Source organism: Baekduia sp. (assembly GCF_035996765.1).
GTDB lineage: Bacteria > Actinomycetota > Thermoleophilia > Solirubrobacterales > Solirubrobacteraceae > Baekduia.
On record NZ_DASYJG010000085.1, the window covers coordinates 36,303 to 60,482 of the forward strand.

Genomic DNA, 24,180 nt, shown 5'->3' on the forward strand with positions numbered 1-24,180 from the left:
CCCGCGTCTCAGACCCCGACCCCTGACGGCGCGACCCGCAGCACGCGTGCCGGCCGCCGCGGCAGCCACCAGTTCCACCGGCCCATGATCGCCACGGCCGCCGGAGCCAACACGCCGCGGACGAGCGTGGCATCGAGCAGGATCCCGCCGCCCAGCGCGGTCGCGAACATCTTGGCCTCGGTGCCCGGGCCGGCGCTCATCGCGACGAAGGCGAGGCCGAGGATCAACGCCGCGCTGGTGACCAGGCGGCCCGTGCGGCCGATCCCCTCGATGACGGCCGCCTCCGTCGAGCCCGTCCGGTCAAACGCCTCGCGCATCCGGCTGATGATGAACACCTGGTAGTCCATCGAGATGCCGAACAGGAAGGCGAAGACGACGATCGGCATCTCGACGTTGATCGAGCCCGTTGCGCCAATGCCCCAGATTGCCTGCGATCCGACGCCGTGCTGCCAGACGAGGACCATCAGCCCCCAGGCGGCACCGACCGAGAGCAGGTTCAACAGGACCGCCTTGAGCGGCAGGATCAGCGAGCGGAACGCCCGCGCCAGCAGGACGAACGTGAGCGCGGAGATCAGCGCGATGACGAGCGGGAAGTTGCCGTAGACCGCGTCGAGGAAGTCGGCGCTCTGCGCCGCCTCGCCACCCGTCACGACCTTGCCCGGAAGCTCACTGGTCACCGCCCGAACGCGGTCAAGCGTCGCGCGGCCCGCGGGCGAGTTGCCGTCCTGCGTCGGGATGACGGCGAGCAGGGCCGTCGCGCCGCGACGCCAAGCCCTCGGCGCCACCGCGGCCCGTACGCCGTCGACGCCGCTCAGGGCGTGCACGACGACCTCGGGATCACCCGAGCGGACGAGCGTGTCAAACGGCGACAGCGGACCGGTCCCGATGCCGGAGTCGACGAGCTGGTCAAGACCCGCGCGCGCCGGGCCCGCCTGCGCCAGTGAGTCGGCGCGCGGGTTGCCGAGCTGGATCGTGGAGGCGGCGAGCACGAGCGCGCCGAGGACGGCGGCCGAGGTGACGGCGGCTGCCCAGCGGTGGCGCACGATGATGCGCGCCCAGGCCGACCAGCCGCGGCCGGCGTGATCGGTCCGCCCGGTGTGGCGCCGGTCGAGCCGCGGGCCGACCGTGGCCAGGACGACGGGCAGCAGCGTGACGGCGACCGCGACGCTGACGAGCGGGATCAGCATGCCGGCGATGCCGAGGCTGCGCAGGAACGGCACGGGCAGCGCCACGAGCGCGAGCAGCGAGATGCCGACGGTGCTGCCGCTGAAGACGACGGCCCGGCCGGCGTGCTCCATGGCCTTGACGATCGCCGCCTCGTTGGTCGTGTTCTCGCGCAGGCGCTCCTCGCGCCAGCGCACCACCACCAGCAGCGAGTAGTCGATGGCGATGGCCAGGCCGATCAGGGCGGCCAGGAACTTGACGATGACCGACACGTCGGTGGCGGTCGCCAGCGGCCAGATCAGCAGGAAGGTCGTCGGGATGGCGACGATCGCCATCAGCAGCGGGACGATCGCCATCCACGACGCGAAGACGAAGACCAGGACGAGGAGGGCGCCGACGCCGGCCACCAGGGCCTCCACGGCAAGGCTTGCTCCACCAGCATGCTCACCGTTGGCGGCCGCTTCGCGGAGCGCGTCAAGACCGGTGGCGCGGACCGGGGCGCCGGCGACGGTGACGCCCGCCAGCGCCTGCTGCGCCTTGCGCGCCTCGGCCTGCCCGGGGTTGACCCCGCCGAGCGCCGGGATCGCGACGAGCGCGAAGGTCGTCCGACCGTCGCCGGACACGAAGCCCCGGTCATGCGTTGACGCGTAGGACGCGATGCGGGCGGCGGGCAGCGCGGTCTTGACCTTGGCCATCGCGGCGCCCAACTCGGCGGCGACGCCGGGCGAGTCGACCGTCGTGCCCCGGGGCAGCGTCACGACCGGCACGATGGGCGCGACGTCGCCACCGTTGCCATAGACCTCGGCGATGCGGCTGTTGGCGCTGGAGGCCTCGCTCCCAGGAATGGTGAAGGAGGTCGACAGAGCGTCCCCCGCGGGCTTCATCGCGGCGAACCCGCCGATGGCCAGGACGAGCCAGACCCCGACGACGAGCTTCTTGTGGCCCAGCACCCAGCGGGTGAGAGCGGCCATCGCGTTGCGGTTCGACATCTGGTCCGTCCTTTCGTTCCTGAAGGTACTTACGTTGTAAGTTGGTGTCGATAGTTCTACACTTACGACGTAAGCAAGTCAAGCCCGGAGGCGCAGATGGCCGTCAGGAGAAAAGAGACCCCGCCGAAGCGGACGCCGCTCAACCGTGAGCGCGTCCTCAGGGCTGCGATCGCGCTGGCCGACGAGCGAGGCGCGCAGGAGCTGACGATGCGCAAGCTCGCCAAGGAGCTCGGCGTCGAAGCGATGTCGCTCTACAACCACGTCGCCAACAAGGGCGACCTCCTCAACGGGATGATCGACCTCGTCTTCGGCGAGATCGAGGCGCCCTCGGCCGACGGCGACTGGAAGGACGAACTGCGCAAGCGCGCCATCTCGACCCGCGAGGCCCTCACCCGCCACCGCTGGGCGATCGGCGAGATGGAGGGCCGCAGCGACCACGGGCCCAACAACCTCCGCCTCCACGACGCCGTCCTGGGGTGCCTGCGGGGCGCCGGCTTCTCGGTGCAGCTGACGGTCCAGGCCTACTCGGTCCAGGACTCCTACATCTACGGCTTCGCCCTGCAGCAGAGCGACATGTCGCCCGAGACCCCCGAGGATTTCGCGGCCTCGGCGCAGCAGCAGATGCAGGACTACGCCGCCGTGCTGGCCGACTACCCGCACCTCGTCGAGGTCGTCGGCGGCTATGTCGCCGAGTCCGGCTACGACTACGAGGCCGCGTTCCTCTTCGGGCTCGACGTGATCCTCGACCGCCTGGAGCAGTTGCTCAGCGCACAGCCCCGTGTATCACGAGGTGCTTGACGATCCGCTGCGCCTTCTTCGCGCCCGCCGGCGTGAACGTCACCGCGACCGCCAACTTCACCTCGCGCCCGCGCGCCAGCGCGCGACGGACCGTCACGGTCAGCGGCGCCGAGAGGGTCGCCGTGGTGGCCGTCTTGATCGCGCGGCTGGTCTTGACCAGGCCTTTGCCCGAGAGCGAGACCATTCCAGCGCTGAGTCCTCCGACCGTCACCTTCAACGACGAGGAGGTGTGACTCGATGCCGCCACCCCCAGCCGGCACGGCGTGGTGATCGTGACCTCGGCGTCGCGGACCTTGCCGTTCTGCCCGTCGACTGCCTGGTCGGCGATCTGGGTGGCCTTGCAGAGGTCGGCGCCCGAGACCACCAGGATGCTCTTCGGTCCGCCGTTGATGTTCACCGTGACGTCCGAGACCGGAGCGTCGGGGAGGTTCGCGAAGGTCGTCACGAGGTGCTTCTGCACGACCGCTGTCGTCGCCCGCAGGACCAGCGTCACGCCATCGCCTTGGAGCACTGTCGCGAGCGTCGGCAACGTCCTGATCTGACGACCCGACTTCGGATCGGTCCGGACGTTCTTGATGAAGTACACGGGCCCCGTGAGTGGGTCGTCGAGGACCGGCGTCCTCGCTGTCATGCTGCCGACGATCGAGTTCTTCGGGCAGTCCGGGATGGTCTGCTGCCCCGCGGTGAACTCACAGAGGTCATCGGATCCCGCGTTGCGCTGATCGAGCGCCAGGCTCAGCGGAAGGGTCACCGCGACCTGCTTGAGGTTGGCCTGGCCCGGCTTCTGGCTCAGGACCGCCGACAGCGCGGGATGCTTGCCGTCGGTGGTCTGGCCCTTCCCCGACAGGCTCAACGACAACTTGGGCCTGAGCGGCAGTGACGAGCAGTCGCCCACCTGGAAGCGGTTGGCCACGGAGACGGCCTGGGCGGCGGCGCTGGTGATCGTGCCAGTGACCTCCTGCGCCGAGCAGTTCGTCGGATTGATGATGAACCCCGGCCGGTCGATGGTCACCCGGACCTCGCGGACGTCGAGCGGGATCCCCCGCAGGATCGTGGGCAGAGGATCGGACCTGACGCTCGCCCTGGCCGTGACCGGGTCGACGTAGATGCCGGCGCGCACCACGACCGTGCCCAGGTCGTAGGGGCCGGCCTGTGCCGGCACGACGACGCTGAGGGAGAACGGCGCGTCCTTGTAGGGGCCGGCCAGGTAGACGGCGGTGGGTGCCTTGCCGGCCTGCGGCAGGAAGATCGGCGCGGGGCCGGCGCCTGCGCCGACCGTCGTGCTGCCGATCCGCGACTCGGCCCCGCACGTCCCCGTGGCGGCCTGCGCCTCCGGACACCGCGGGACGCCGCGCAGGCGGGCCAGCAGGCCGAGCGGCAACGTGCTGTCGATCGAGCTGATGTCCTGTTGGCCGTCGGGTCGCGTGACGTCGAACACGAACGTCGACGAGCCGCCCGCGGTCGGGTCCACAAGCCCGGCGTTCAGCGCAGGCTCGAACTTGCCGGCCCGATCGCAGTCCTGGTCGATCGGCATCGGGCTGTCGGACGCGACGGGGGTGCCGTCGACCGACGACCACGGGGTCAGCAGCGCGCGCGTCGTGTACGCGCCGCAGGCTTTCGGCGCGCGTAACGCCGCGCGCGGTCCGGTCTTGAACGTGACCGTGAGATCGGAGAACGGCAGCTGCGGGTTGTCGTCGAACGTCGCCGTCAGCCGCCCCGTCGTCGGGTCGGCGTCGATCGTGCCCGCCAGCTTGATCTGCACACCGGAACCCGACGCGGTCAGGTAAAGGGCAAGGAGTTGACGGTCGGTCGGCGCCGTCAGGTACACCGCGCCCTTCAGCGGCTCGTCGAGGAGCGGTGTGTCGACCTCGACCGTGCCGAGCTTCGAGCTGTCCGGGCAGGCCGGCGGAGCGGTCGAGTGCAACCCGATCTGCTCTGGGGTGCAAGCGCCCAGGCCGTCGGCAGAAGACGGCGAGACCGCCATCCCCGGCGGGAGCTCGACGACCGCCTTGCGCATCGCCGACGTGGCGATGCCGGCCGCGCCGTTGCTTTGCGGCACGTGCACGTTCACGCTGAGCCCGCTCGGTGCGCCCGCGCGACGGCCGTCGGCCGTCGCGGTGACGGTGGGCGCGAACGGAACCCGATCGCATCCCTTCATGGTCAGCGGGTTCGACGAGCTGTCGCGAAAGGCGAAGCTCGCCTTCACGGGGACGCCGGGATGGGTCCACGAGTCCGCGCTCAGCTTGACGGCGAACGGGCCGCCGGAGCAGCTGGTCGGATTGGTGAGGAAGGGGGTCGGCGGAAGGGTCGAGGTGCTGCCGCCGCCGAAGCAGTTGGCCGGATCGTTGATGTCGGCGATGCAGATCATCCCCGAACCACGCTGCGCGTCATGTGACGGATCGGCGGGCACGCCCCAGAAGACCAGCGTCGTCGAGACGATCGGCAGCGGCTCGGGGATCTTCGAGAGGTTGATGGAGATCCCGTAGTCGTCGTCGCTGCGGACCATCGCGTCGAGGTGCACGGTCTCGTTGACGACGTTGAACGCGAACTGCCCCGGCTGACCGGACGCGGGCACCATGTTGAAGACGGGCACGCCGAGGTACAACCCTCCGCTGATGGTGATCGCCGCCACGCCGACCTGGCTGTCGGCCGGGCAACTGCGGGTCTCGAGCTGTGTCTCGGTGCACTTCGAGGCGCTGGACGGATTGCCGGTCAGCCCCACCGGGAGATCCACCCGCGTGTCGCGGACCTGATCGTCCGGGGCGATTGCGCCGTTGACGTCGGTGATCGTGTTGAAGTCGATCGTGGTCGTCACCTGGTACGGGTGGCCACCGGCCTGGGTCGACGCGCTGCCGTCCTTGTTGATGATCTCGCTGTGGAAGGAGCTGATGCCGAAGTCGGCCTGCGCCGGGCCCGCGAGTGCGAGGGCCATCGAGCAGGCGCCGGCGAGTACCGCGAGCCGCCGCATCACTTGCCCCTCCGCGCCGTCGTGCTGGATCTGAATGTCAAGGACACGGTCGCCGTCGCGGCCCTGCCAGACGTCGGCGTGAACGTCAGCCGCAGCGACGTCTTGTAGCGTCGCTTGGCCGCTAGCGTCTTGGCGGCCGATCGGGAAAGCGAGAAGGTGAGCCTGCTCGTCGTCGCTCTGGTCAGCTTCCGGCTCCCGCTGACGAGGCCGCGACCCGACCACGCGAGCCTGCCGGTGACGTTGACCGTGATCCTGAGTGACGCCTTCGTGCCGCGGACCGCGGCGACTTTGCCGATCTTGACGCTGGCGGCGGCCGGCCGCTGGACCGCCGGCCCATTGCCACGTCCGGAGAAGGCGATCGATGCGACGACCGGCGCCGGCGGTGGCAGGGACATCGATCCCTGGCACGTGTCATCCGAACATGGGTGCGGCGCCGCCGGCTGCGGAAGGCCGCCGCCGACGCGGGCGTCGTAGAGATCGCCGAGCGCGTCCGTGTCATCGGGCGTGAGCCGCGCGCGGGTGGTGAAGAACACGTCGTGTCCGTCGGCGCTCGCGTCCGCGAAGGTGGCGACCTCGTTGCTGGTCCCGTCCGAGATCAGATGCACCTCGTTGTCCTCCCACTCGTACACGTCCTGCGTTCCGTTCGTGTCACCGTTGACGAGCGCGTCCGGGCTGTCGAAGAACACGCGAGCGCCGTCGTCGGTGATCGTCCGCCGGGACTGCGCCATGTTCGCGAAGCTGTCGCCCGCCGCCACCTCGGCGGAGCCGGTGGCCGGACCGCCGCCGGGATCGCAGGAGACGCAGGCGAGCCGATGCTCGACGGCGTCGTAGGTGTACACCTCGGTAAAGCTCGCGCTGTCATAGCTCGTCAAGGACAAGTCCGACGTGAAGACGAGATGCCGGCCGTCGGGCGTCACGGCCCTTGATGCCTGGTGCAGGGTCTGCGTTGCCCACTGGATGCCATCGCCGAGCGCGTCCAACGTCGCGATGAAGCGGATGGGGTCACCCTCGTGCCACAGATAGAGGTTGGCGGTCCCGGGCATGCCGAGCGTCCCGTCCAGCTGTGCGAGCGCCACGAAGTACAGATAGGAGCCGTCCTCGCTCGCGTCTCCGAGAACACCCTGAACCTGGGCGCCGCCTGCCGTGGGCGTGAGGTCGGTCAGGGCGCCGCTGCCAGCGTCATAGCGGTAGAGATCCTGGTTCCCGTTGCCGGCCGTGGAGTCGTCGGTGAGCTGGTCACCGGCCGTGAAGAAGGCTTGCGATCCGTCGGTGCTCGCCGTCCAGAACGTGGCGGTGTCGTCGCCGGGCACCGCAGGAGTGCGCTGGGATGCGTTGATCTGCGTGGTCGTCCCGTGCTCGCGCAGGTAGAGGGGGCTCGGGAAGGTGCCGGCGTCGACCAGCGGCCCGGCGGTGAAGAAGAGCCGTGAGCCATTGGCCGACATCGCGCGCCGGCTCGGCTCGCTGGCGTCGGGTGCGACGACGGCGCCGTCGGGCGCAGGCTGGCCGTTGGGGAGGATGCTCGCCAGCTGCAGCTGTCCGTCATCCCACTGGTAGACGTTGCGATGGTCGGCGGGCGCGCCGGGCAGCAGCGCCGCAGCACCCGTGAAGGCCACGTGGTTGAAGTCTGTCGAGGCCGCGCCGAAGAACGGTGTGTAGGTCGGCGCGGGGGGCGGCGGGCCCGCCGTCGTGATGAGGCGCGCCGAACCGTCGATGCCGTTGCGGGCATACAGGTTGACGACGCCGGGCGGGATGCCCGGAAGGCCCGCGACGCTGCCCGAGACGACGAACTTCGCCGCGTCGCCTGAGATTCTCTGCGTGGAGGGCGGGGGGACCTGCTCGCGGATCGGCCCCTGCGGCAGGAAGACCGAGCGCACGTTCCAGCCATCTGGCTCGCGCGTCGCCACGTACTGATTGGCCATCGACCCGACCTGCGAGTCGCCGAAAGCGCTGAGCGCCGCAAACGCGATGGTGTTGCCCGATGACGAGCTGGCCGAGTGGTCGTAGGAGACGCCCTGGTCGCTCTTGTCGGCAGGGGAGACTTTCTCGTAGGCGCGCCCGTCGGGTAACGCGGCCGCGGCCTGACCCGCGAACGCGACGGCGCACAGAAGCGCAGCGGTCACCGTCACGCTCCTCCAGATGTTCCGCATTTGCGCAGCTCCAGTCGATTCGGGGTGCCACCACGATGTCGGAGCGCGTGACCCACCAACTCCTCATCCTCGCCAATAGCGAGCGCCACCATATTTAGAAACATCTGTGATTGTCAACCAGTAGACGGGCCGGCGCTTCTTCTCGAAACGCTCGAGCGGCCGCCGCTCGGCGGCGGCCGCTCGAGGTCATGCCTCGCTCTGGGCCAGCTGGCTAAGAGGAGGTGATGAACACCGGCGCGCCGCCAGTGTTGTCGTCGGTGAAGGCGTACGTCACCGTCTCCTGGCCGGACGTGCCACAGAAGAGGCCACCCGAGGCGTTGAGGGCGACGTTCGTGAACGCGATCCTGTTAGTGCCAGCGATGTTGCTGCCCGTCACGCTCTGGCCAGCGCCGGCGCCCGTGAACGTGCACGGGATCCCGAGACAGGTGACCGTCGCGCTCACGCCGTCGACCGTCGTCGTCGCGAAGACCGAGTGGCCCGTCTTGGCGCTGGCGGCCACGGTGCAGGTGCTCGAGCTACCGGTGATGTGACAGGTCGAGAACGTGAGGCTCTGGATGTGCACAGTGGTCATGCTAGTGACGACCTCCTTCGTCGCCGACGAGGCACAAGTCACCGCCAACGTGCCCGTCAGCGTTGGCGTTCCAACACTGGCTCCAGTGAGCACATGACCAGCAGGCACAGTATTGGGCGCCGTGCATGGGCTCGTGGTGTTAAAGCAGAATACCGAGGCCGAGGCCGAGCCGGCCCCGAGTGCCATCGCTGCGATCGCGGACACTGCCGCGAGCAGCAAGATCTTCCGGAGAGACATGTGATTACTTCCTCCTCGCCCGCATCCCCCGATGCGGGCATCATGGTATGGAAACTGCCCCGGCGAACGCCGAGGTCAGAACAGTTACCAGCACCTCACACACAGGTACCGGGTGCATCACCCTCGCCGTCTTGTCTTGTCAGTAACCGTGTAAGGCGAGGATCTTTCACGGTTCGCGAATGTTTATACACCCACTTATTCCTGAAGCCAGAGCCAAGGCGGCAACCACACCTCGATTGTCAACGGATTGCTGCCAGAGCGTCCTTCGTCAGGCGCTCAATCTGGAACGCTTCCAGAATTTGTGGCACACTGCTCCAGTGCCGGCGACCCACGACTACGAGCATCTCTTGCGCGGGGCATCCCTGCGCGTCACGCGCCCTCGGGTCGCCGTGCTGGCTGCGGTGTACGACCAGCCGCACGCCGACACGGGCTCGATCCTCGACGCCGTGCGCGAGCGTCTCGGTGAGGTCTCCCAGCAGGCCGTCTACGACGTGCTGGGCGCGCTGACCGACGCGGGCCTGGTGCGGCGCATCCACCCGCCCGGCTCCGTGGCGCGCTACGAGTCGCGGGTCGGCGACAACCACCATCACGTCGTGTGCCGGTCGTGCGGTGCCATCGAGGACGTCGACTGCGTCGTGGGCGCCGCGCCGTGCCTGACCGCCGCCGACCACACGGGCTACGCCATCGACGAGGCCGAGGTCGTCTTCCACGGCCTGTGCCCCGCGTGCTCGGCGGCCGCCGCAAGTTCCCCTAGTACAACCCCTGATCCAAGAGAGAGTCCCCGTGTCTGAGCATCCTGATGCCGTTGTCCGCGAGATGAACGAGGAGCCCACCGAGGGCTGTCCTGTCGCGCACGAGCGCGCCGCGCACCCGACCCAGGGCGGCGGCAACCGCGGCTGGTGGCCCGACCGCCTCAACTTGAAGATCCTCGCCAAGAACCCCGCCGTGGCCAACCCGCTCGGCGAGGACTTCAACTACGCCGAGGCCTTCACGTCCCTCGACCTCGACGCGGTCAAGCAGGACATCGCCGAGCTGCTGACGACCTCGCAGGACTGGTGGCCCGCCGACTACGGCCACTACGGCCCGTTCATGATCCGGATGGCCTGGCACAGCGCCGGCACCTACCGCATCAGCGATGGCCGCGGCGGCGCCGGCGCCGGCCAGCAGCGCTTCGCGCCGCTCAACAGTTGGCCTGACAACGCGAACCTCGACAAGGCCCGCCGGCTCCTGTGGCCGGTCAAGCAGAAGTACGGCCAGAGCCTTTCCTGGGCCGACCTGATCGTCCTCACCGGCAACGTCGCGCTGGAGTCGATGGGCTTGCAGACCTTCGGCTTCGCCGGCGGCCGCGAGGACGTCTGGGAGCCCGACGAGGACGTCTACTGGGGCCCCGAAACGACCTGGCTCGGCGACGAGCGCTACACCGGCGACCGCAAGCTGGAGGAGCCGCTGGGCGCCGTCCAGATGGGCCTCATCTACGTCAACCCGGAGGGCCCGAACGCCAACCCGGACCCGCTCGCCTCGGCCAAGGACATCCGCGAGACGTTCCGCCGCATGGCGATGAACGACGAGGAGACCGTCGCGCTGATCGCCGGCGGCCACACGTTCGGCAAGACCCACGGCGCGGCCGACCCCGACCAGTACGTCGGCCCCGAGCCCGAGGGCGCGTCGCTCGAGCAGCAGGGCCTCGGCTGGAGCAGCTCCTACGGGACCGGCCACGGCGCGGACGCCATCACCAGTGGCATCGAGGTCACCTGGACGTCCACGCCGACGCGGTGGGGCGGCGGGTTCTTCGACAACTTGTTCAACTACGAGTGGGAGCTGACTAAGAGCCCGGCCGGCGCCCACCAGTGGGTCGCCAAGGACGGTGCGGGCGTGGGGACCATCCCCGGGCCGACGGAGTCCTCGGAGGCCCGCCCGCCGACGATGCTCACCACCGACCTCGCGCTCCGGCTCGACCCGATCTACGAGCCGATCTCGCGGCGCTTCCACGAGCACCCGGAGGAGCTGGCCGACGCCTTCGCGCGCGCCTGGTTCAAGCTGACGCATCGCGACATGGGGCCGCTCGCGCGGTACCTCGGCCCCGAGGTCCCGGACGAGACGCTCCTCTGGCAGGACCCGCTGCCCGAGGTCACCCACGAGCTGATCGACGCCGAGGGCGTCGCGTCGCTGAAGGCGCAGGTCCTCGACTCGGGCCTGTCGGTCGCCCAGCTGGTCTCCACCGCGTGGGCGTCGGCCTCGACCTTCCGCGGCAGCGACAAGCGCGGCGGCGCCAACGGCGCGCGCATCCGCCTGGCGCCGCAGAGCGGGTGGGAGGTCAACGACCCCGAGCAGCTCGCGACCGTGCTGAGCACCCTCGTAGGGATCCAGCAGGCCTTCAACAACGGTCAGTCCGGCGGCAAGCAGGTCTCGCTCGCCGACCTGATCGTCTTGGCCGGCTCGGCGGCCGTCGAGCGGGCGGCGGAGAGCGCGGGCCACGTCGTCACGGTCCCGTTCACGCCGGGCCGCGCCGACGCGTCGCAGGACCAGACCGACGTGGAGTCCTTCGACGCGCTCGAGCCGTCCGCGGACGGCTTTCGCAACTACATTCGGGGCGATCACCACCTGCCGGCCGAGTACCTGCTGCTCGACCGCGCGAACCTGCTGACGCTCAGCGCGCCCGAGCTGACCGTCCTGGTCGGCGGCCTGCGCGTCCTGGGTGCGAACGCCGGCGGATCGTCACACGGCGTCCTCACATCGAACCCGGGGTCGTTGACCAACGACTTCTTCGTCAACCTGCTCGACCTCGGCACGGCGTGGAAGCCGGCATCCGGCGACACGTTCGAGGCGACCGAAGCCGCGACGGGCGAGGTGACGTGGACCGGCACCCGCGCCGACCTCGTCTTCGGCTCGAACTCCGAGCTGCGCGCCCTCGCCGAGGTCTACGCGAGCGATGACGCGCGGGAGAAGTTCGTGGCCGACTTCGTCGCCGCGTGGACCAAGGTCATGAACCTGGATCGGTTCGACCTGCGGTGATGCTCGGCGTCCGGGTCGGCCGCCGCGTCGGCCGGCTCGGACGTCCTCGTCCGCTGCGCTTTAGCGCTGGACGCGGTAGTGCAGGTGGGTGACGCCGTGCTCACCCTCGAGGACCCGCGTGCGCTCGAGCTCGATGTGCTCGGGGCCGAGGGTGTCGAAGAGCCGACGCCCTTGGCCGAGCAGCACCGGGATGAGATGGATCTCGAACTCGTCGAGGACGCCGGCGGCGAGCGCGAGCTGCGCGGTTCCGGCGCCGTGGACCAGCACGTTCTTGTCGCCCGCGGCCCGCTTGGCCGCTGACATCGCGATCTCGACGTCGTTGATGTAGGTGACTAACGGCCACTGCCCCGGCTCGCTCTCGGGATCGCGGCGGCTCAGGATGAAGATCGGCACGCCGTCGTGGTGGTCGCCGCCCCAGCCGCCGGCCGGCTCGAAGGTCCCGCGACCCGCGACGACCGCCCCGGTGTCCAGGAACTCATCGACGATCTGGCCGTTGACGCCGGCCTCGCCACGCGCGAGCGCCCTGCGATTGGTCTTGACCACCGGCGGGAGCCACTCGTGCAGGCAATGCCCGTTATCGCCGAGCCCGTTGCCCGGTCCGTCGTTCGGCCCGGCGATGAATCCGTCGAGCGACATGGACATGTACAGCACGGTTGCGGACACGACGTCTCCCTTCGTGGTCTACGTTCGTCCTTAAGACGATGGGGTGCCCGGAAACTCATCGCTCGACGAGGCCCGGTCCGTCGATCACCCCTGGCGGGTGATCGCGGCTCGACTCGTTGCGGTAGCGGACTTAGGCCGAAGGCCACAGTCGTTTGATGTAGCCGTCGTAGACGCCGTAGATGTAGGGGCCGGGCGTCTGAGCCCGTCGGAGGATGCGATCGAGGTTTCCGACGAATCGTTCAGATTGCTCGTTGGCGCGGAGGTTGGCGTTGGTGAGGCAGAAGGCGCGGACAGCGGCGTCGGCGAGGGCGTCGCGTTCGGCAGGGCGGCGGCGGATCGCGTCGTCCTTCATGAGGACGATCCAGCCTTTTGCGCCAGCGTCGGTGAGCCATTGCTCGTCGGCGAGGCGTTGGGCGACGTTCTCGCCGTAGACCGAGGCCATCGTGTGGACGATCAGGCCCTGTTCGGTCAGGGCGTTGGCGAGGTGCTTGCGGCCAAGGCTTCGGTCGATGAAGAACTCTGGCGGCGTCTCGGCCATCGTGGGTGACGGTCGGGCGCGTTCTGTGTTTGTTAGGCGGCGGTTCGGGTGGCGACGCGGACGACGTCTTCGACTTCGGGTTGGGGGACGCCGAAGTCGTCGGCGATGTCGGCGAGGGAGTCGCCAGCTTTGAAGCGGTCGACGAGGTCTTCGACGCGTGCGCCGCCGTGGACGACAAGTGGCATGCCGAAGGCGCGGCTTGGGTCGACGATCACGTCGGCGTGCTCGTAGGCGGGAAGGCGCACCTGGGAGGCCCAGCCGTCAGTGCCGTAGGTGACGCGCTTCAAATAGTCCTTGACGACCTCGGCAAACTCGCGCTGTCCGGTACGGACGACGGTTAGGCCGCTGAGTTGCTCTTCGTCGTGCTCGGTGGCGTAGTCGTAAAGGACTTCGGCGCCATCGGTGTAGAGGCGTTCGGAGGCGAGGGCATGGGCGATCCCGATCTCCTTGGACAGCGCGGCCACAGCGGGGCGGATGCGCTGCAGGGGGACACCTGCACGACGGAACACAGAGAGGATGTAGGCCTCGGCGAAGCCGATGAACGGCACGGTCGCCTCGCGGCCACGCGCAGGGAAGCAGGTGACGATGGGGTCGGCGTGGGCGGGCCGAGCCCAGCTGTGAAGCGTGGAGTTCGGCAGGCCGAGATAGCCGGCGGCCTCGCGTAGCGTGAACACGGGCCGCTTGATGCGAGGGTCGTCGGCGGGGAGGTCCGTTGGGATGTCTTGCGTCAAGGGCATCGCACGTCGATCGTATCTCGCGTGTAGGCGGTTTCGGTTGTGCTTCCTCTCGCGCCTGCGCGGCTCCTACGCGAGCGATCCGATGGGAGGACCTCAACGGAGCAGTCGGAGGGGTAGCGCTCAGCTCCACAGGCCGCTGATCGGCACGGCCGCGAGGCGATCGCCGAACGGAAGGGTGTCGGCTCCTGTGTGGAGGACGACGCCAGCTTTGAATCGTGTGCCGAGTTTGTCGCGGAGGTGGCGTAGGCCGGCAAAGTCGCGAGCAGCGGGGGTCGCGCTGGCTTTGACCTCGATACCGACGATTTCGCCGCTGTGGCGTTCGAGGATGACGTCGACTTCGCGTTGCTGCTGGTCGCGGTAGTGAAAGAGCTGAACCGGCTCCTGGGCCCAGTCCGCTTGGCGCAGCAGTTCCATCGCGGTAAAGCTCTCCAGTAGGGGCCCGGTGATGTCGCCGTCGTCGGTGATGCGTCGTTCGTTGGCGCCGATGAGGTATGTCAGCAGTCCGCTGTCGACGATGTAGAGCTTGGGACTCTTGATCTGGCGGCTGCCGAGGTTGGCATGCCAGGGTCGCAATCGGCGGATGAGAAAGAGGTCTTCCAGGATCTTGGTGTGGGCACGGACCGTGTTGGTGTCGATGCCGAGATCGGTGGCCATGCCGTGAAAGCTCGCTAGGCCGCCTGATCGGGCGGCGATCATGAAGAGCAGGCGCTCGACGTTCTCGACGTTGCGGACGTTGGCGATGTCGTCGAGGTCGCGGCCGATGATCGACGCGACATAGCTTACGAAGAAACGTGATCGGCCGCGTGCACTGCGTCCCTGAAGCTCGGGGTAGCCGCCGGTGGTCAGCATCGAGGCGAGGGCGCTGCGGCCGACCGGAGCGCCAGAAACTTGTGGGAAGTGGCCACCAAATAGCTCATCAATAAATGTCTCGTGATGATCGTGCAGTTCGCCTTGGGAGAGCGGCCAGAGATTGAGGTATTCGACGCGTCCCGGGAGCGCGTCCGAGACGGTCGGGAGGGTGAGGACGTTCGCCGATCCTGTGAGCAGGAACTGCCCGCGGGACTGGTCGCTATCCAGGCGCTGTTTGATCGCCAGTAGGAGCCCGGGGGCGCGCTGGATCTCGTCGATCACTACTGGCCCTGAGATCTCGGCGATAAAGCCGGTCGGGTCGGCTCGGGCAGCGTTTGCGGTGGCTTCGTCGTCGAGACTGATGAAGCGCGCCGGGTGGTCGCTGGTGGCCAGGTCGGCGACGAGTGTGCTCTTGCCGACCTGGCGCGCGCCCAACAGTGCGACCGCTCGGCTCTCGGTCAGCGCCTCTAGGAGGTGCGGACGGAGATGCCGGGTGAATAGTCCCGAAGCCATGCTGAAAAGGGTAGCGGGGACGGTGGACGGATTGTGAATCTAGGACTAGATAGATTGTGAATCCGACCCATGACCGATTGTGACTTATGGCTCGCCTGCGGAGGCTGGCATCATCAATCCGCGCGGATACGTCAGCAGCTCGCGCAGGCGCGACGGCGTCGCGCCGGTCTCGCGGCGGACGGTGCGGGTGAGGTGGCCGTGGTCGGCGAAGCCGACGTCGGCGGCCAGGCGGGCGAGATCCTGCTCGCCGTGTTCGAGGCGATCGAGGACGGCGCGGACGCGGATGCGGCGGCGGTGGGTCGAGATGGTGCTGCCGGTCTGCTCGCTGAAGACTCGTGAGAGGTGATGGGGCGAGACCGAGAGGGTCCGGGCGAGCTGCACGAGCGAGCTGCGCGGCTCGTCGGCAAGCAGGATGCGTGCGCCGTCGGCGATGGCGCGGCGCGCACGTTCCGTCGCGGGCCGCCCCGACGCGACGCGCGCCCGGTCGACCTGCTCGAACGCGCCGGCCGCGAGCGCGACGGTCGCCTCATCGGTTTCGTCGCCGCGCCCTGCGGCGGCCAGCAGCAGGCGATGGCGGACGTCGACGGTCCCGTGCGTGGGCCAGGCGACGACCGGCAGCTCGCTGTCGCCCCAGAGTTCGGCGGCGGCCGAAGCGGTCATCCCCAGCATGGTGCACGCGTCTCCGGCATCGTCGAGGTGGTCGCAGCGCTGCTCTTGGCCCGGCGTCATGGCGTAGGCCAGCGTCGGGTCCAGCAGCGTCTCGCGGCCGTCTGCCGAGCGCACGTAGCGCCCACGGCGAACGAAGACGATGCCGAGTACGTCCACCGGCTCGTCGGCTCCGCGCCCGGCGCGGTGGCGGCAGACGACATCGGTGACGGAGAGCCCGTCGTGCTCAGCCAGGGTGCGGAGGTCCAGCACGCGCCCATGATCGCAAGTGCGCACATCTGTTCAAGCGCGCGGGCCGACGGGGCGCGATGGTGCGGCCATGGCCACCATCCACGAGGAAGTGCTGATCGACGTCGAGCCCGCCGCGGCCTGGAGCGCGCTCGCCGACTGGGGCGCGCTGCACGAGCGCTTGGCGCGCGGCTTCGTCGTCGACACGCGGCTCGACGGCGCCGACCGCATCGTGACGTTCGCCTCGGGCGTCGAGCTGCGCGAGGTCTTGATCACCAGTGACGCTGAGACCCGGCGCCTGGTGTGGTCGGTCGTCGGCGGCCCGTACACCCATCACAATGGCTCGGCGCAGATCCTCACCGCGCCGGACGGTCAGACGCGCTTCGTTTGGATTGCAGACCTCCTCCCCGACGCGGCGGCGCCACCGACGGCCGAGGCGATGCGCATGGGCCTCGCGGACATGAAGGAGACGCTGGAGTCATGCACCCCTTGAGGCCTGTTCAGCGCTCAGCAACAAGAGTGCAACGACTGCAACGACTCTGGGTAATCCACCAGTTCCATCCGACCCGCCCGCTAGGCTCCGCCTCCAACCAATTCAAGACCCCCGCGACCGTTGCAGCGGCCCGGGGGCGTGACCCAAAGGAGCTGTTACTCCCATGAGTACCCCGCAGCGTACCCACGCCCGCGTGATAACCGTCGATCGCGAGACCGCCGATGTCCTTCGGCTGGAGGCCAAGAAGGTGATGGACCTCGGCCACGAGTTGTTCGAGGACTTCCTCCTCTACGGGCCCGAAGCCCAATACGTGCTCGCCATGCGCTTCTGCGCCGCAACAGCACTCATCACCGCCGTCGGCTGGGACCCCAACAACGTCGACCCCGACACCGAGACGTTCGAGGTCCCGCTGACCGATGACCTCGTCGAGCAGCTGCGCCACCGCCGTTACGACCTGGCGATGAGCAACGCTGACCGCCTGCCCGAGAACAACGGACCGATCTCACCCGAGACGCTGGCCGACATCACCCACGACCGCCTCGCCGCCCAAGCGCTGGATCGCCTCTTCAGGACGTGGCCGAAGGCCCGGTAGGCCCGACCACTAGCAGCGCGTTGCCGTCCGGGTCGCGCAGGTAGAACATCGGGGGCGTCGGTCCGACGACCTCGGCGGCGCCGAGCGTGATCGATCTCGGTGCGCCTTCACGGGCGACGGCGGCATCGACGTCGATGCCGCCCGCCCGCAGCTCGGCGTGGGTCGCGTCGATGTCGTCGGTCGAGACGATGATCCCGGTCTGCACGCCGGCGATGCTCGGTGTCGCGGGGGCGAGGGCGATTCCGGTTGGGACCATTCGGCGGGTAGAGCTCGACCCAGCGGTGGCCGTCACCGAACGGCGCGTCGGCCCGCTTCTCGAAGCCGAGGGACTCGTAGAAGGCGATCGAGCGGTCCTGGTCGGTCGACGGGATCATCACCAGGTTGATCTGGTTGATGCGGGTGGTCGCGATGCTCATGTCACCTGGGACCGGTGCCGGCGCCGCAACTCATCGCACGCGCACGGCGGAAGTCCGAGGCTCAGCTCGCCTCGACCGCACGCTTGATCGACGCCGCGAACTCATCGGCGCTCTTGCGCGCCGAGCGCAGGGCGAAGCCGACGACGAGCTTGCCGAACCCGTGGCCCTCGAGCTCGTTGAAGATCGTCACACGCGTGCCGTCGCCATCGGGCGCGAGGTCATAGCCGCCGACCGTCGCGGTCACCGCGTTCTTGGAGCGCTCGGCCCAGCGGATCCGCGTCGGGACGACGAACTCGGTCAGCTCGAACTCGCGCTTGGTCGTCATGCCTGCGTCCTTGACCGTGCTCGCAAAGCGCGTCCCGACGCCGATCGGACCGTCGGTGGTCTTGCGGATCTCCTGCACGCGCGGGCTGAACTTCACATCGTTTTCACCGTTGGCGAGAAAGGCGAAGACCTCCTCGATCGGACGAGCGACGACGGTGGTCCCTTCAAAGCGTCCGGTCATGAGGCGGACCCTAGACCTGTGCGCTGCGGGGTGCAACGAGTGGCCATGCGCGTCGAGGTGACCGTGCGCGACGCGGCGGGCAATACGTCAGCGGTCGCCGCCAAGGGCGCCCGCGTGCGTCGCTAGAGCTCGCGCTCGTAGTACATGCTGAGCGCCTCGCCGCCGCCCTCGCGGTTGGTGAAGCCGAGGCGCTCATAGAGCGCCCGCGCTCCGGTGTCGTCCTCGCCGGTGCCCAAGTCCATGCGGTCGGCGCCGGCGGAGCGCGCCGCGGCCATCGCCGCCTCCATCAGCGCCAGCCCACGCCCCTGGCGCCGCAGTGCCGGGATGACGTACAACTCGGCCAGGTAGCACTCCAGCGCGCGGCTCCAGAGGTTCGGACGCAGCCGCAGCACGGCGAGGCCGTCCGGGCCGTCGTGCCCGTCGGTCAGCAGGACGATCGTCTCGTCGCCGCCTTCCATCACCTCTGCGATCCGCTCGGCGATCTCCGCCGGCGCCGGGGCCGGCTCGTCGTACTCGCGGTTGAAGTCGTGCAGCAACTGCCCGACCGCGGGAGCGTCTTCGCCCGTCGCGCGCCGGACGGCGATCATGTCTGCATGATCGGTCGACCGACGGTCAGTTCCTCGCGCAGGGCCGCCGGCTCGAGGCCGGCGAAGCGCGCATCGGGCTGTGTGCCGAGGGCGTCGAGCGCCTTGCTGAAGAAGCAGCGGGCCGACGCCGCGGCGATGACGTCGAAGACGTCGGTGTCGGAGAGGCCGAGCGCGCGAAGACCGTCGATGTCGGCCTGGGTGACCGACGTCGCGTCGGCGGCGACCTTGTCGGCGAGGTCCATCACGGCGACGTCGACCGCGTCGAGGCCCGCAGCATGATGGTCTTGCACGATCGAGGTCAGTTGCTCGGCATCTACCATGCCGTCGAGCAGCACGGAGCCGTGCGCGAGCGCGCAGTAGCTGGAGCGCAGGCGCCGGGCCGCGGCGAGCGTCGCCAGTTCGTAGCGGCGCGGGTCCATCCCGGACTTGATCGAGCCGTTGAGCTGCCGCCAGGCGGCGTAGACCTCGGGGCGGTGGGAGAAGGCGCGTGTGTAGTTCGGAATGGCGCCCGCGGCGGTGCGGTCGGTGTCGTACAGCGCCCGGACGGCCTCGGGCGCGTCGTCGTCGGGCACGGTGTCGATGAACGTCATCGCACGATGCTAATCCGGCACGAGCTCCAGGTACACGACCGGCGTCACCGGTCGTGAGGCCCGCTCGAAGAGCCGGCGAAACGGACCCCAGGCGCCCCGGATCGTCGCTGCCGCGTGGGCGCGGTCGGCCTCGTCGTCGAGCACGCGGCCACGCGCCGCGATCGGCGGGCCGAGCGGGACGCCGCGCGGCGTGCACGGCGCGAGCAGCGCTCGCGGGTCGCGCCGCAACCGCTTGGCCTTGTAGGCCTGGTGCTCGGTCCAGACGTAAAGGCGCTGCCCGTCGGCGTCGCGCGCGAACCAGACCGGCGCCGCGATCGGCGATCCGTCGCGCTTGTAGGTGACCAGCAGGCAGTGGGCGTGGGCGTCGAGCGGGCTGAAGTCGCCGTGGACGACCTCTTGGCCGAGGATGTCGGTGGCGGCGCCCGCGCGGCCGCGATCGAGCGCCCGCTTGTTGACCATGATGAACGTGCGTCGCAGATCGACCATGGCGATGGACCGTACTATGAAGCTCGTCATAGTCAAGGGCGAGGCTATGATTGTCGTCATATGGCGGCAGCACGCGAGCGGATGATCCAGAGCGCCGGGACGCTGCTGCGCGAGCGTGGCCTCGCCGGCACGAGCTTTCGCGAGGTGCTCGCCCACAGCGGCGCGCCGCGGGGGTCCATCTACCATCACTTCCCCGACGGCAAGAACCAGCTCGTCGAGGAGGCGGTCCGGGCCGCGGGCGTGGTCGGAAGCCAGATGATCGCCGCGGGGTCGGCTGACGGTGATCCCGTCGCGGCCCTGCGCAGCTTCATCCGCTTGTGGGGCCACGGGCTTGAGGCCTCTGACTACGAAGCCGGCTGCCCGCTGGTCGCGGTGACGACGGCGGCGAGTGCGGAGGAGCCCGCGCTGCGTGCCGCAGCCGCCGAGGCGTTCGCCGCCTGGCATGAGGCCCTCGCGGCCGGCTTGCGCGAGGCCGGTCTGTCGCGGGCCCGTGCGCGGCGGCTGGCGACCACGATCCTCGCCGCTGTGGAGGGCGCGGTGATCCTCTGCCGCGCGGAGCACAGCGGTCAGCCGCTCAAGGACGTCGGCGCGGAGCTTGAGCTGCTGCTGCACGCCGCGCTGCCGGCCGGCGCCGGCTGAGACGACGCGCTTCGTCTCCCGCGCGCGCGGGCAGCCCTGCCGGGAATGCGCCTGCTGATCCTCGCCGACGAGGAGTCCTGGCTGCCGCTCCCGGCGCTGATCGCCTCCCACGCGCCCGACGTCGTCGTGACGCTCGGCGATCTCGCGCCAGACGTGCTCGATCCGCTCGGCCGCTTCGCGCTGCCGGTCCTCGGCGTCTATGGCAACCACGACGACGGCCGCTACCTGGAGGCGTCCAACACCTCCAACATGCACCTCGCGCAAACGACCGTCGGCGGCACCACCTTCACCGGCTTCGAGGGCTGCGTGCAGTACACGCGCGGCGCGAAGCTGCAGTACACCCAGCGGCAGGCGTCGCGGCTGGCCCGACGGCTGCCGTCCGCCGAGATCCTGATCAGCCACGCGCCACCGCGCGGGATCCACGAGGAGCCCGACGACCGCGCGCACGAAGGCTTCGACGGCCTGCGCGAGTACATCCTGCGCGCCAAGCCGCGGCTCCATCTCCACGGCCACACCCCGGCGCCGGCGCGGCGGGCGCAGCAACTGGGCGAGACGACGGTCGTGCACGTCGTCGGCCATCACGTGCTGGAGATCTGAGCGCCCCGGATAGCATCGGCCGACGATGGCCGGCCGCGAGACCCCCGCCACCCGCGCCGCCAAGGCCGCGGGCATCACCTACAGCTTGCACGAGTACGACCACGACCCGCGCGCCGAGTCCTACGCGGGCGAGGCGGCAGAAGTGCTTGATCTTGATCCTCGCCGCGTCTTCAAGACGCTGGTGGTGACGGTCGGCGATGACCTGGCCGTGGCGATCGTGCCCGCCGCCGGTCAGCTTGATCTCAAGGCGGTCGGCAAGCGCGCTGCCATGGCCGACATGGCACGGGCGGAGAAGGTCACGGGCTACGTCGCGGGCGGCATCAGCCCGCTCGGCCAGCGCAAGCGCCTGCCGACGTTCCTGGACGAGAGCGCCGACGAGCACGACACCATCTTCGTGTCGGCCGGCCGGCGCGGGCTGGAGATCGAGCTCGCTCCAACCGACCTCACCGCGCTCACCGGCGCCGACGTCCGGGCGCTGGCGCGATGACGTCGCGTCGGGTCTTCGTCATGGCTGTCATCGGCGCGGCGCGATGACCCCGAGCCGCGTCTTCATCACCGGCGCCAGCGGCTTCATCGGCGCGGCGCTGGCGAGTCGGTTCACGGCGCTGGGCGCCGAGGTGCGCGGCGTCGACCTGCGCGCCGACCCGGCCCGCGCCATCGTCGCCGGAGACATCTCGCAGGCCGGTGACTGGCAGGACCACGCTGCGGGCTGTGATCTCATCATCCACACCGCCGCGATCGTCTCGATGCGGGGGAGCGATCCCGGCGCGGTCTGGCGGACCAACGCGCTCGGCACGCGCCACGTGCTTGATGCCGCGCGCCGGGCCGAGGCCGCGCGCTTCCTGCACCTCTCCTCGGTCACCGTCTTCGGCTTCGCCTTCCCCGACGGCGTTGACGAGTCCTATCCGACGCAACCCAACGGCGTGCCGTATGTCGACACCAAGATCGCGTCCGAGGCGCTCGTGCTGCGGGCGCATGCCGCGGGGGAGACCGCGTGCACGATCGTCCGCCCCGGTGACGTCTACGGCCCACGCTCGCGTCCGTGGACGGTGCTGCCCGTGGAGGAGCTCGCGCGACGGCGCTTCCTCCTGCCGGCGCTGGGGCGCGGGATCTTCAGCCCCGTGTACATCGACAACTTGGTTGACGGCATCGTCGCAGCGTCGGGACTCGCGGGCGCCGGCGGCGTCTTCACGCTCACCGACGGCGTGGGGGTCACGACGCGCGAGTTCTTCGGGCACTACGCGCGGCTGCTCGGGCGCCGGCTACCGGTGCTGCCGACGGGCGCCGCGGTGGCGCTGGCGGCGGCCGCCGCGGTCGGCGCTCGCGCGGCGCGTCAGGAGACCGAGGTCAACGCCGCGGCCGCGCGCTATCTCGCGCGCAGCGGGACCTACGCGATCGACCGCGCCCGCTCGGTGCTCGGCTACGACCCGCAGATCACGCTCGCTGAGGGCATGGAGCGCACCGCGACGTGGCTGCGCGCCGAGCACCTCGTCTGACGTCGAGGGACGATCTCTGGGTCATAGGCGACCATGAGTCGTCCCTCGATGGCGGTTAGCCTCGCGCGTGCATGCCTGCCGACCTCGACCGCGCTCGCCTCGCCGCTCTGCTCGCCCGCGAGCGCGCGGAGTTCGCCCGGACCCATCCGCGCTCGCTGGAGCTTGCGGCCCGCGCGCGGCGCTCGCTGCTGCACGGCGTGCCGATGCCGTGGATGGCCAAGTGGGCCGGCGGCGCCCCGGTGTTCCTGGAGAGCGCGCGCGGCAGCCGCGTTGTTGATGTTGATGGTCACGAGTACGTCGACGTCGCGCTGGGCGACACGGGCTCGATGCCCGGCCACTCGCCGCAGCCGACCGTCGACGCGATCATCCGGCGGGTCAGCGACCTCGGCGGGGTCACCACCATGATGCCTTCCGAAGACGCGATCGCCGTCGGCGAGCTGCTTGCCCGTCGCTTCGGCCTCCCCGCCTGGCAGTTCGCGCTGAGCGCCACCGACGCCAATCGCTTCGCCCTGCGCATGTGCCGCCAGGTGCAAGGACCCTCCCGCAGCAAGATCATGATCTTCCTGCACGCCTACCACGGGACCGTCGACGAGACGGTGGCGACGCTCGACGCCGAGGGCCGCGTCGTGGCGCGCGCGGGCAACGTCGGCGCGCCGGTCGACCCGGCGCTGACGACCAAGGTGGTGGCCTTCAACGACCTCGACGCGGTGCGCGCCGCGCTCGCGCCCGAGGATGTGGCGTGTGTGATCGCCGAGCCGGCGATGACCAACGTCGGCATGGTCCTGCCCGAGCCCGGGTTCCTGAAGGGGTTGGAGGAGGCGTGTGCCGAGACGGGCACGCTGTTGATCTACGACGAGACCCACACGATGAGCATGGGCCCCGGCGGCTGCGTGCGCGCGTGGGGTCTGTCACCCGATGCGGTGACGCTCGGCAAGGCGCTCGGGGCGGGCGTGCCGATCGGCGCTTACGGGCTGAGCGCCGAGCTCCGCGACCGCGTGCTCGCCGATGACGAAGGTGATTATCTTGACTGGGGTGGCGTCGGCGGGACGCTCGCGGGCAATGCCCTCTCGCTCGCGGCGGCGCGCGCGACGCTCGAGCAAGTGCTGACCGAGGACGCGCACCGCTCGATGACGATGACCTGCGAGCGCTACGTCGCCGGGGTGCGCGAGGTGTTCGCGCGCTACGGCGCGCCGTGCCACATCGTCTCGTTAGGGGCTCGAGCCGAGTTCGGCTTCACGCCACAGCCGGCCCGCACCGGCGCCGAGGCTCACGACGCGATCGACCCGCTGCTCGATGATCTGGTCCATGCGGCGCTGCTGAACCGCGGTGTGATGCTGACGCCATTTCACAACATGGCCTTGATGGGGCCGGCGACGACGATCGCTGACGTGGAGCGGGTAGTTGAGGTGCTTGACGGGGTTGTGGGGGAGATCTTCGGGGGCGCGTAGGTCGTTGGCGTGCGGCGCGGTTCGTGGTCGTTGTCCGCTGCGCGGTTTGTCGGCAGCGAGGAGTGAGCGTGACCGGTGATGCGAGGCGCTTCGTGTCATCCGCCAGCGCTCGCGGGGAGGGTGGGCCTGCTCGGCGTGATCAGATCGCGCTCGACAGGCCCCACGTCTCCCCCCGAAGGTCAAACGCGTGCAACCCGCGATATGCGCGGGTTGCACGCGATCGATCGAGCGTCCAACCATCGGTGAACCGT

The 24,180-nt window shown here is 69.6% G+C and carries 24 protein-coding genes and 1 pseudogene; 10 read left to right on the forward strand and 15 right to left on the reverse strand.

Annotation, left to right across the window (positions count from 1 at the left end; genetic code table 11):
- Positions 1–8: 8 nt before the first annotated feature.
- The gene (locus VGO10_RS18775; protein ID WP_327471250.1) at positions 9–2,135 is read right to left on the reverse strand and encodes an MMPL family transporter; all 2,127 of its coding nucleotides are present in this window, start codon (positions 2,133–2,135) and stop codon (positions 9–11) included.
- Between the two features lie 114 nt (positions 2,136–2,249).
- On the opposite strand from VGO10_RS18775, the gene VGO10_RS18780 reads away from it, so the two are divergent.
- Positions 2,250–2,951, forward strand: a complete 702-nt coding sequence (locus VGO10_RS18780) for a TetR/AcrR family transcriptional regulator C-terminal domain-containing protein (RefSeq protein WP_327471252.1) — start codon at positions 2,250–2,252, stop codon at positions 2,949–2,951.
- Here the strand turns inward: VGO10_RS18780 and VGO10_RS18785 are convergent.
- The 3 genes from VGO10_RS18785 to VGO10_RS18795 all read right to left on the reverse strand — a co-directional run bounded on the left by VGO10_RS18785 (position 2,917) and on the right by VGO10_RS18795 (position 8,637).
- A complete protein-coding gene (locus VGO10_RS18785) occupies positions 2,917–5,883 on the reverse strand; it encodes a hypothetical protein (RefSeq protein WP_327471254.1) in 2,967 nt (988 codons plus the stop codon). The genes VGO10_RS18780 and VGO10_RS18785 overlap by 35 nt on opposite strands.
- A gap of 35 nt (positions 5,884–5,918) precedes the next feature.
- Entirely contained in the window at positions 5,919–8,039 is a 2,121-nt protein-coding gene (locus VGO10_RS18790; protein WP_327471256.1) for a hypothetical protein, read from the reverse strand.
- 238 nt (positions 8,040–8,277) lie between these two features.
- A complete protein-coding gene (locus VGO10_RS18795) occupies positions 8,278–8,637 on the reverse strand; it encodes a hypothetical protein (RefSeq protein WP_327471258.1) in 360 nt (119 codons plus the stop codon).
- 554 nt (positions 8,638–9,191) lie between these two features.
- Between VGO10_RS18795 and VGO10_RS18800 the strand changes: the two genes are divergently transcribed.
- Positions 9,192–9,665 (forward strand): Fur family transcriptional regulator, encoded by a 474-nt coding sequence (locus tag VGO10_RS18800; protein WP_327471260.1) that lies wholly within the window; start codon positions 9,192–9,194, stop codon positions 9,663–9,665.
- Entirely contained in the window at positions 9,658–11,886 is a 2,229-nt protein-coding gene (katG, locus tag VGO10_RS18805; protein ID WP_327471262.1) for a catalase/peroxidase HPI, read from the forward strand. Before VGO10_RS18800 ends, katG begins: the two co-directional genes overlap by 8 nt.
- 60 nt (positions 11,887–11,946) lie before the next feature.
- Here the strand turns inward: katG and VGO10_RS18810 are convergent, their stop codons facing one another.
- The 5 genes from VGO10_RS18810 to VGO10_RS18830 all read right to left on the reverse strand — a co-directional run bounded on the left by VGO10_RS18810 (position 11,947) and on the right by VGO10_RS18830 (position 16,104).
- The gene (locus tag VGO10_RS18810) at positions 11,947–12,549 is read right to left on the reverse strand and encodes a dihydrofolate reductase family protein (protein WP_327471264.1); all 603 of its coding nucleotides are present in this window, start codon (positions 12,547–12,549) and stop codon (positions 11,947–11,949) included.
- 130 nt (positions 12,550–12,679) lie between these two features.
- A complete protein-coding gene (locus VGO10_RS18815; protein WP_327471266.1) occupies positions 12,680–13,087 on the reverse strand; it encodes a hypothetical protein in 408 nt (135 codons plus the stop codon).
- 32 nt (positions 13,088–13,119) lie between these two features.
- Positions 13,120–13,824, reverse strand: a complete 705-nt coding sequence (locus tag VGO10_RS18820) for a DUF433 domain-containing protein (protein ID WP_327471268.1) — start codon at positions 13,822–13,824, stop codon at positions 13,120–13,122.
- Positions 13,825–13,944: 120 nt separating this feature from the next.
- Positions 13,945–15,186 carry an ATP-binding protein gene (locus VGO10_RS18825; RefSeq protein WP_327471270.1) on the reverse strand — a complete coding sequence of 414 codons (1,242 nt, stop codon included), beginning with the start codon at positions 15,184–15,186 and terminating at the stop codon, positions 13,945–13,947.
- Between the two features lie 84 nt (positions 15,187–15,270).
- Positions 15,271–16,104 carry a helix-turn-helix transcriptional regulator gene (locus tag VGO10_RS18830; RefSeq protein WP_327471272.1) on the reverse strand — a complete coding sequence of 278 codons (834 nt, stop codon included), beginning with the start codon at positions 16,102–16,104 and terminating at the stop codon, positions 15,271–15,273.
- Between the two features lie 67 nt (positions 16,105–16,171).
- Here VGO10_RS18830 and VGO10_RS18835 point away from each other — a divergent pair, with 67 nt between their 5' ends.
- Positions 16,172–16,573 (forward strand): SRPBCC family protein, encoded by a 402-nt coding sequence (locus VGO10_RS18835; protein ID WP_327471275.1) that lies wholly within the window; start codon positions 16,172–16,174, stop codon positions 16,571–16,573.
- A 163-nt stretch (positions 16,574–16,736) separates the two neighbouring features.
- Entirely contained in the window at positions 16,737–17,165 is a 429-nt protein-coding gene (locus VGO10_RS18840; RefSeq protein WP_327471277.1) for a hypothetical protein, read from the forward strand.
- Here VGO10_RS18840 and VGO10_RS18845 read toward each other — a convergent pair.
- From VGO10_RS18845 to VGO10_RS18865, 6 genes and pseudogenes are all read right to left on the reverse strand, one after another.
- Complete coding sequence (locus tag VGO10_RS18845) at positions 17,140–17,421, reverse strand: hypothetical protein (RefSeq protein ID WP_327471279.1); 282 nt, start codon at positions 17,419–17,421, stop codon at positions 17,140–17,142. The two genes, VGO10_RS18840 and VGO10_RS18845, sit on opposite strands and share 26 nt — an antisense overlap.
- A 28-nt stretch (positions 17,422–17,449) precedes the next feature.
- Positions 17,450–17,581 (reverse strand): annotated as a pseudogene (locus tag VGO10_RS21770) (glyoxalase); the annotation flags it as partial.
- Between the two features lie 61 nt (positions 17,582–17,642).
- Complete coding sequence (locus VGO10_RS18850; protein ID WP_327471281.1) at positions 17,643–18,086, reverse strand: SRPBCC family protein; 444 nt, start codon at positions 18,084–18,086, stop codon at positions 17,643–17,645.
- Between the two features lie 122 nt (positions 18,087–18,208).
- Positions 18,209–18,673: a GNAT family N-acetyltransferase gene (locus tag VGO10_RS18855; protein ID WP_327471283.1), complete on the reverse strand. Its 465-nt coding sequence runs from the start codon at positions 18,671–18,673 to the stop codon at positions 18,209–18,211.
- The gene (locus VGO10_RS18860; protein WP_327471285.1) at positions 18,670–19,263 is read right to left on the reverse strand and encodes a carboxymuconolactone decarboxylase family protein; all 594 of its coding nucleotides are present in this window, start codon (positions 19,261–19,263) and stop codon (positions 18,670–18,672) included. The genes VGO10_RS18855 and VGO10_RS18860 overlap by 4 nt, the downstream gene beginning before the upstream one ends.
- Before the next feature lie 9 nt (positions 19,264–19,272).
- Positions 19,273–19,749 (reverse strand): PPOX class F420-dependent oxidoreductase, encoded by a 477-nt coding sequence (locus VGO10_RS18865; protein ID WP_327471287.1) that lies wholly within the window; start codon positions 19,747–19,749, stop codon positions 19,273–19,275.
- Between the two features lie 60 nt (positions 19,750–19,809).
- On the opposite strand from VGO10_RS18865, the gene VGO10_RS18870 reads away from it, so the two are divergent.
- The 5 genes from VGO10_RS18870 to VGO10_RS18890 all read left to right on the forward strand — a co-directional run bounded on the left by VGO10_RS18870 (position 19,810) and on the right by VGO10_RS18890 (position 23,929).
- The gene (locus VGO10_RS18870; RefSeq protein WP_327471289.1) at positions 19,810–20,388 is read left to right on the forward strand and encodes a TetR/AcrR family transcriptional regulator; all 579 of its coding nucleotides are present in this window, start codon (positions 19,810–19,812) and stop codon (positions 20,386–20,388) included.
- 45 nt (positions 20,389–20,433) lie between these two features.
- Positions 20,434–20,985 (forward strand): metallophosphoesterase family protein, encoded by a 552-nt coding sequence (locus VGO10_RS18875; RefSeq protein ID WP_327471291.1) that lies wholly within the window; start codon positions 20,434–20,436, stop codon positions 20,983–20,985.
- A 25-nt stretch (positions 20,986–21,010) separates the two neighbouring features.
- Entirely contained in the window at positions 21,011–21,472 is a 462-nt protein-coding gene (gene ybaK, locus VGO10_RS18880; protein ID WP_327471293.1) for a Cys-tRNA(Pro) deacylase, read from the forward strand.
- 43 nt (positions 21,473–21,515) lie between these two features.
- Complete coding sequence (locus tag VGO10_RS18885) at positions 21,516–22,481, forward strand: NAD(P)-dependent oxidoreductase (protein ID WP_327471295.1); 966 nt, start codon at positions 21,516–21,518, stop codon at positions 22,479–22,481.
- 71 nt (positions 22,482–22,552) lie between these two features.
- The gene (locus VGO10_RS18890) at positions 22,553–23,929 is read left to right on the forward strand and encodes a transaminase (RefSeq protein ID WP_327471297.1); all 1,377 of its coding nucleotides are present in this window, start codon (positions 22,553–22,555) and stop codon (positions 23,927–23,929) included.
- The last annotated feature ends 251 nt before the right edge of the window (positions 23,930–24,180 follow it).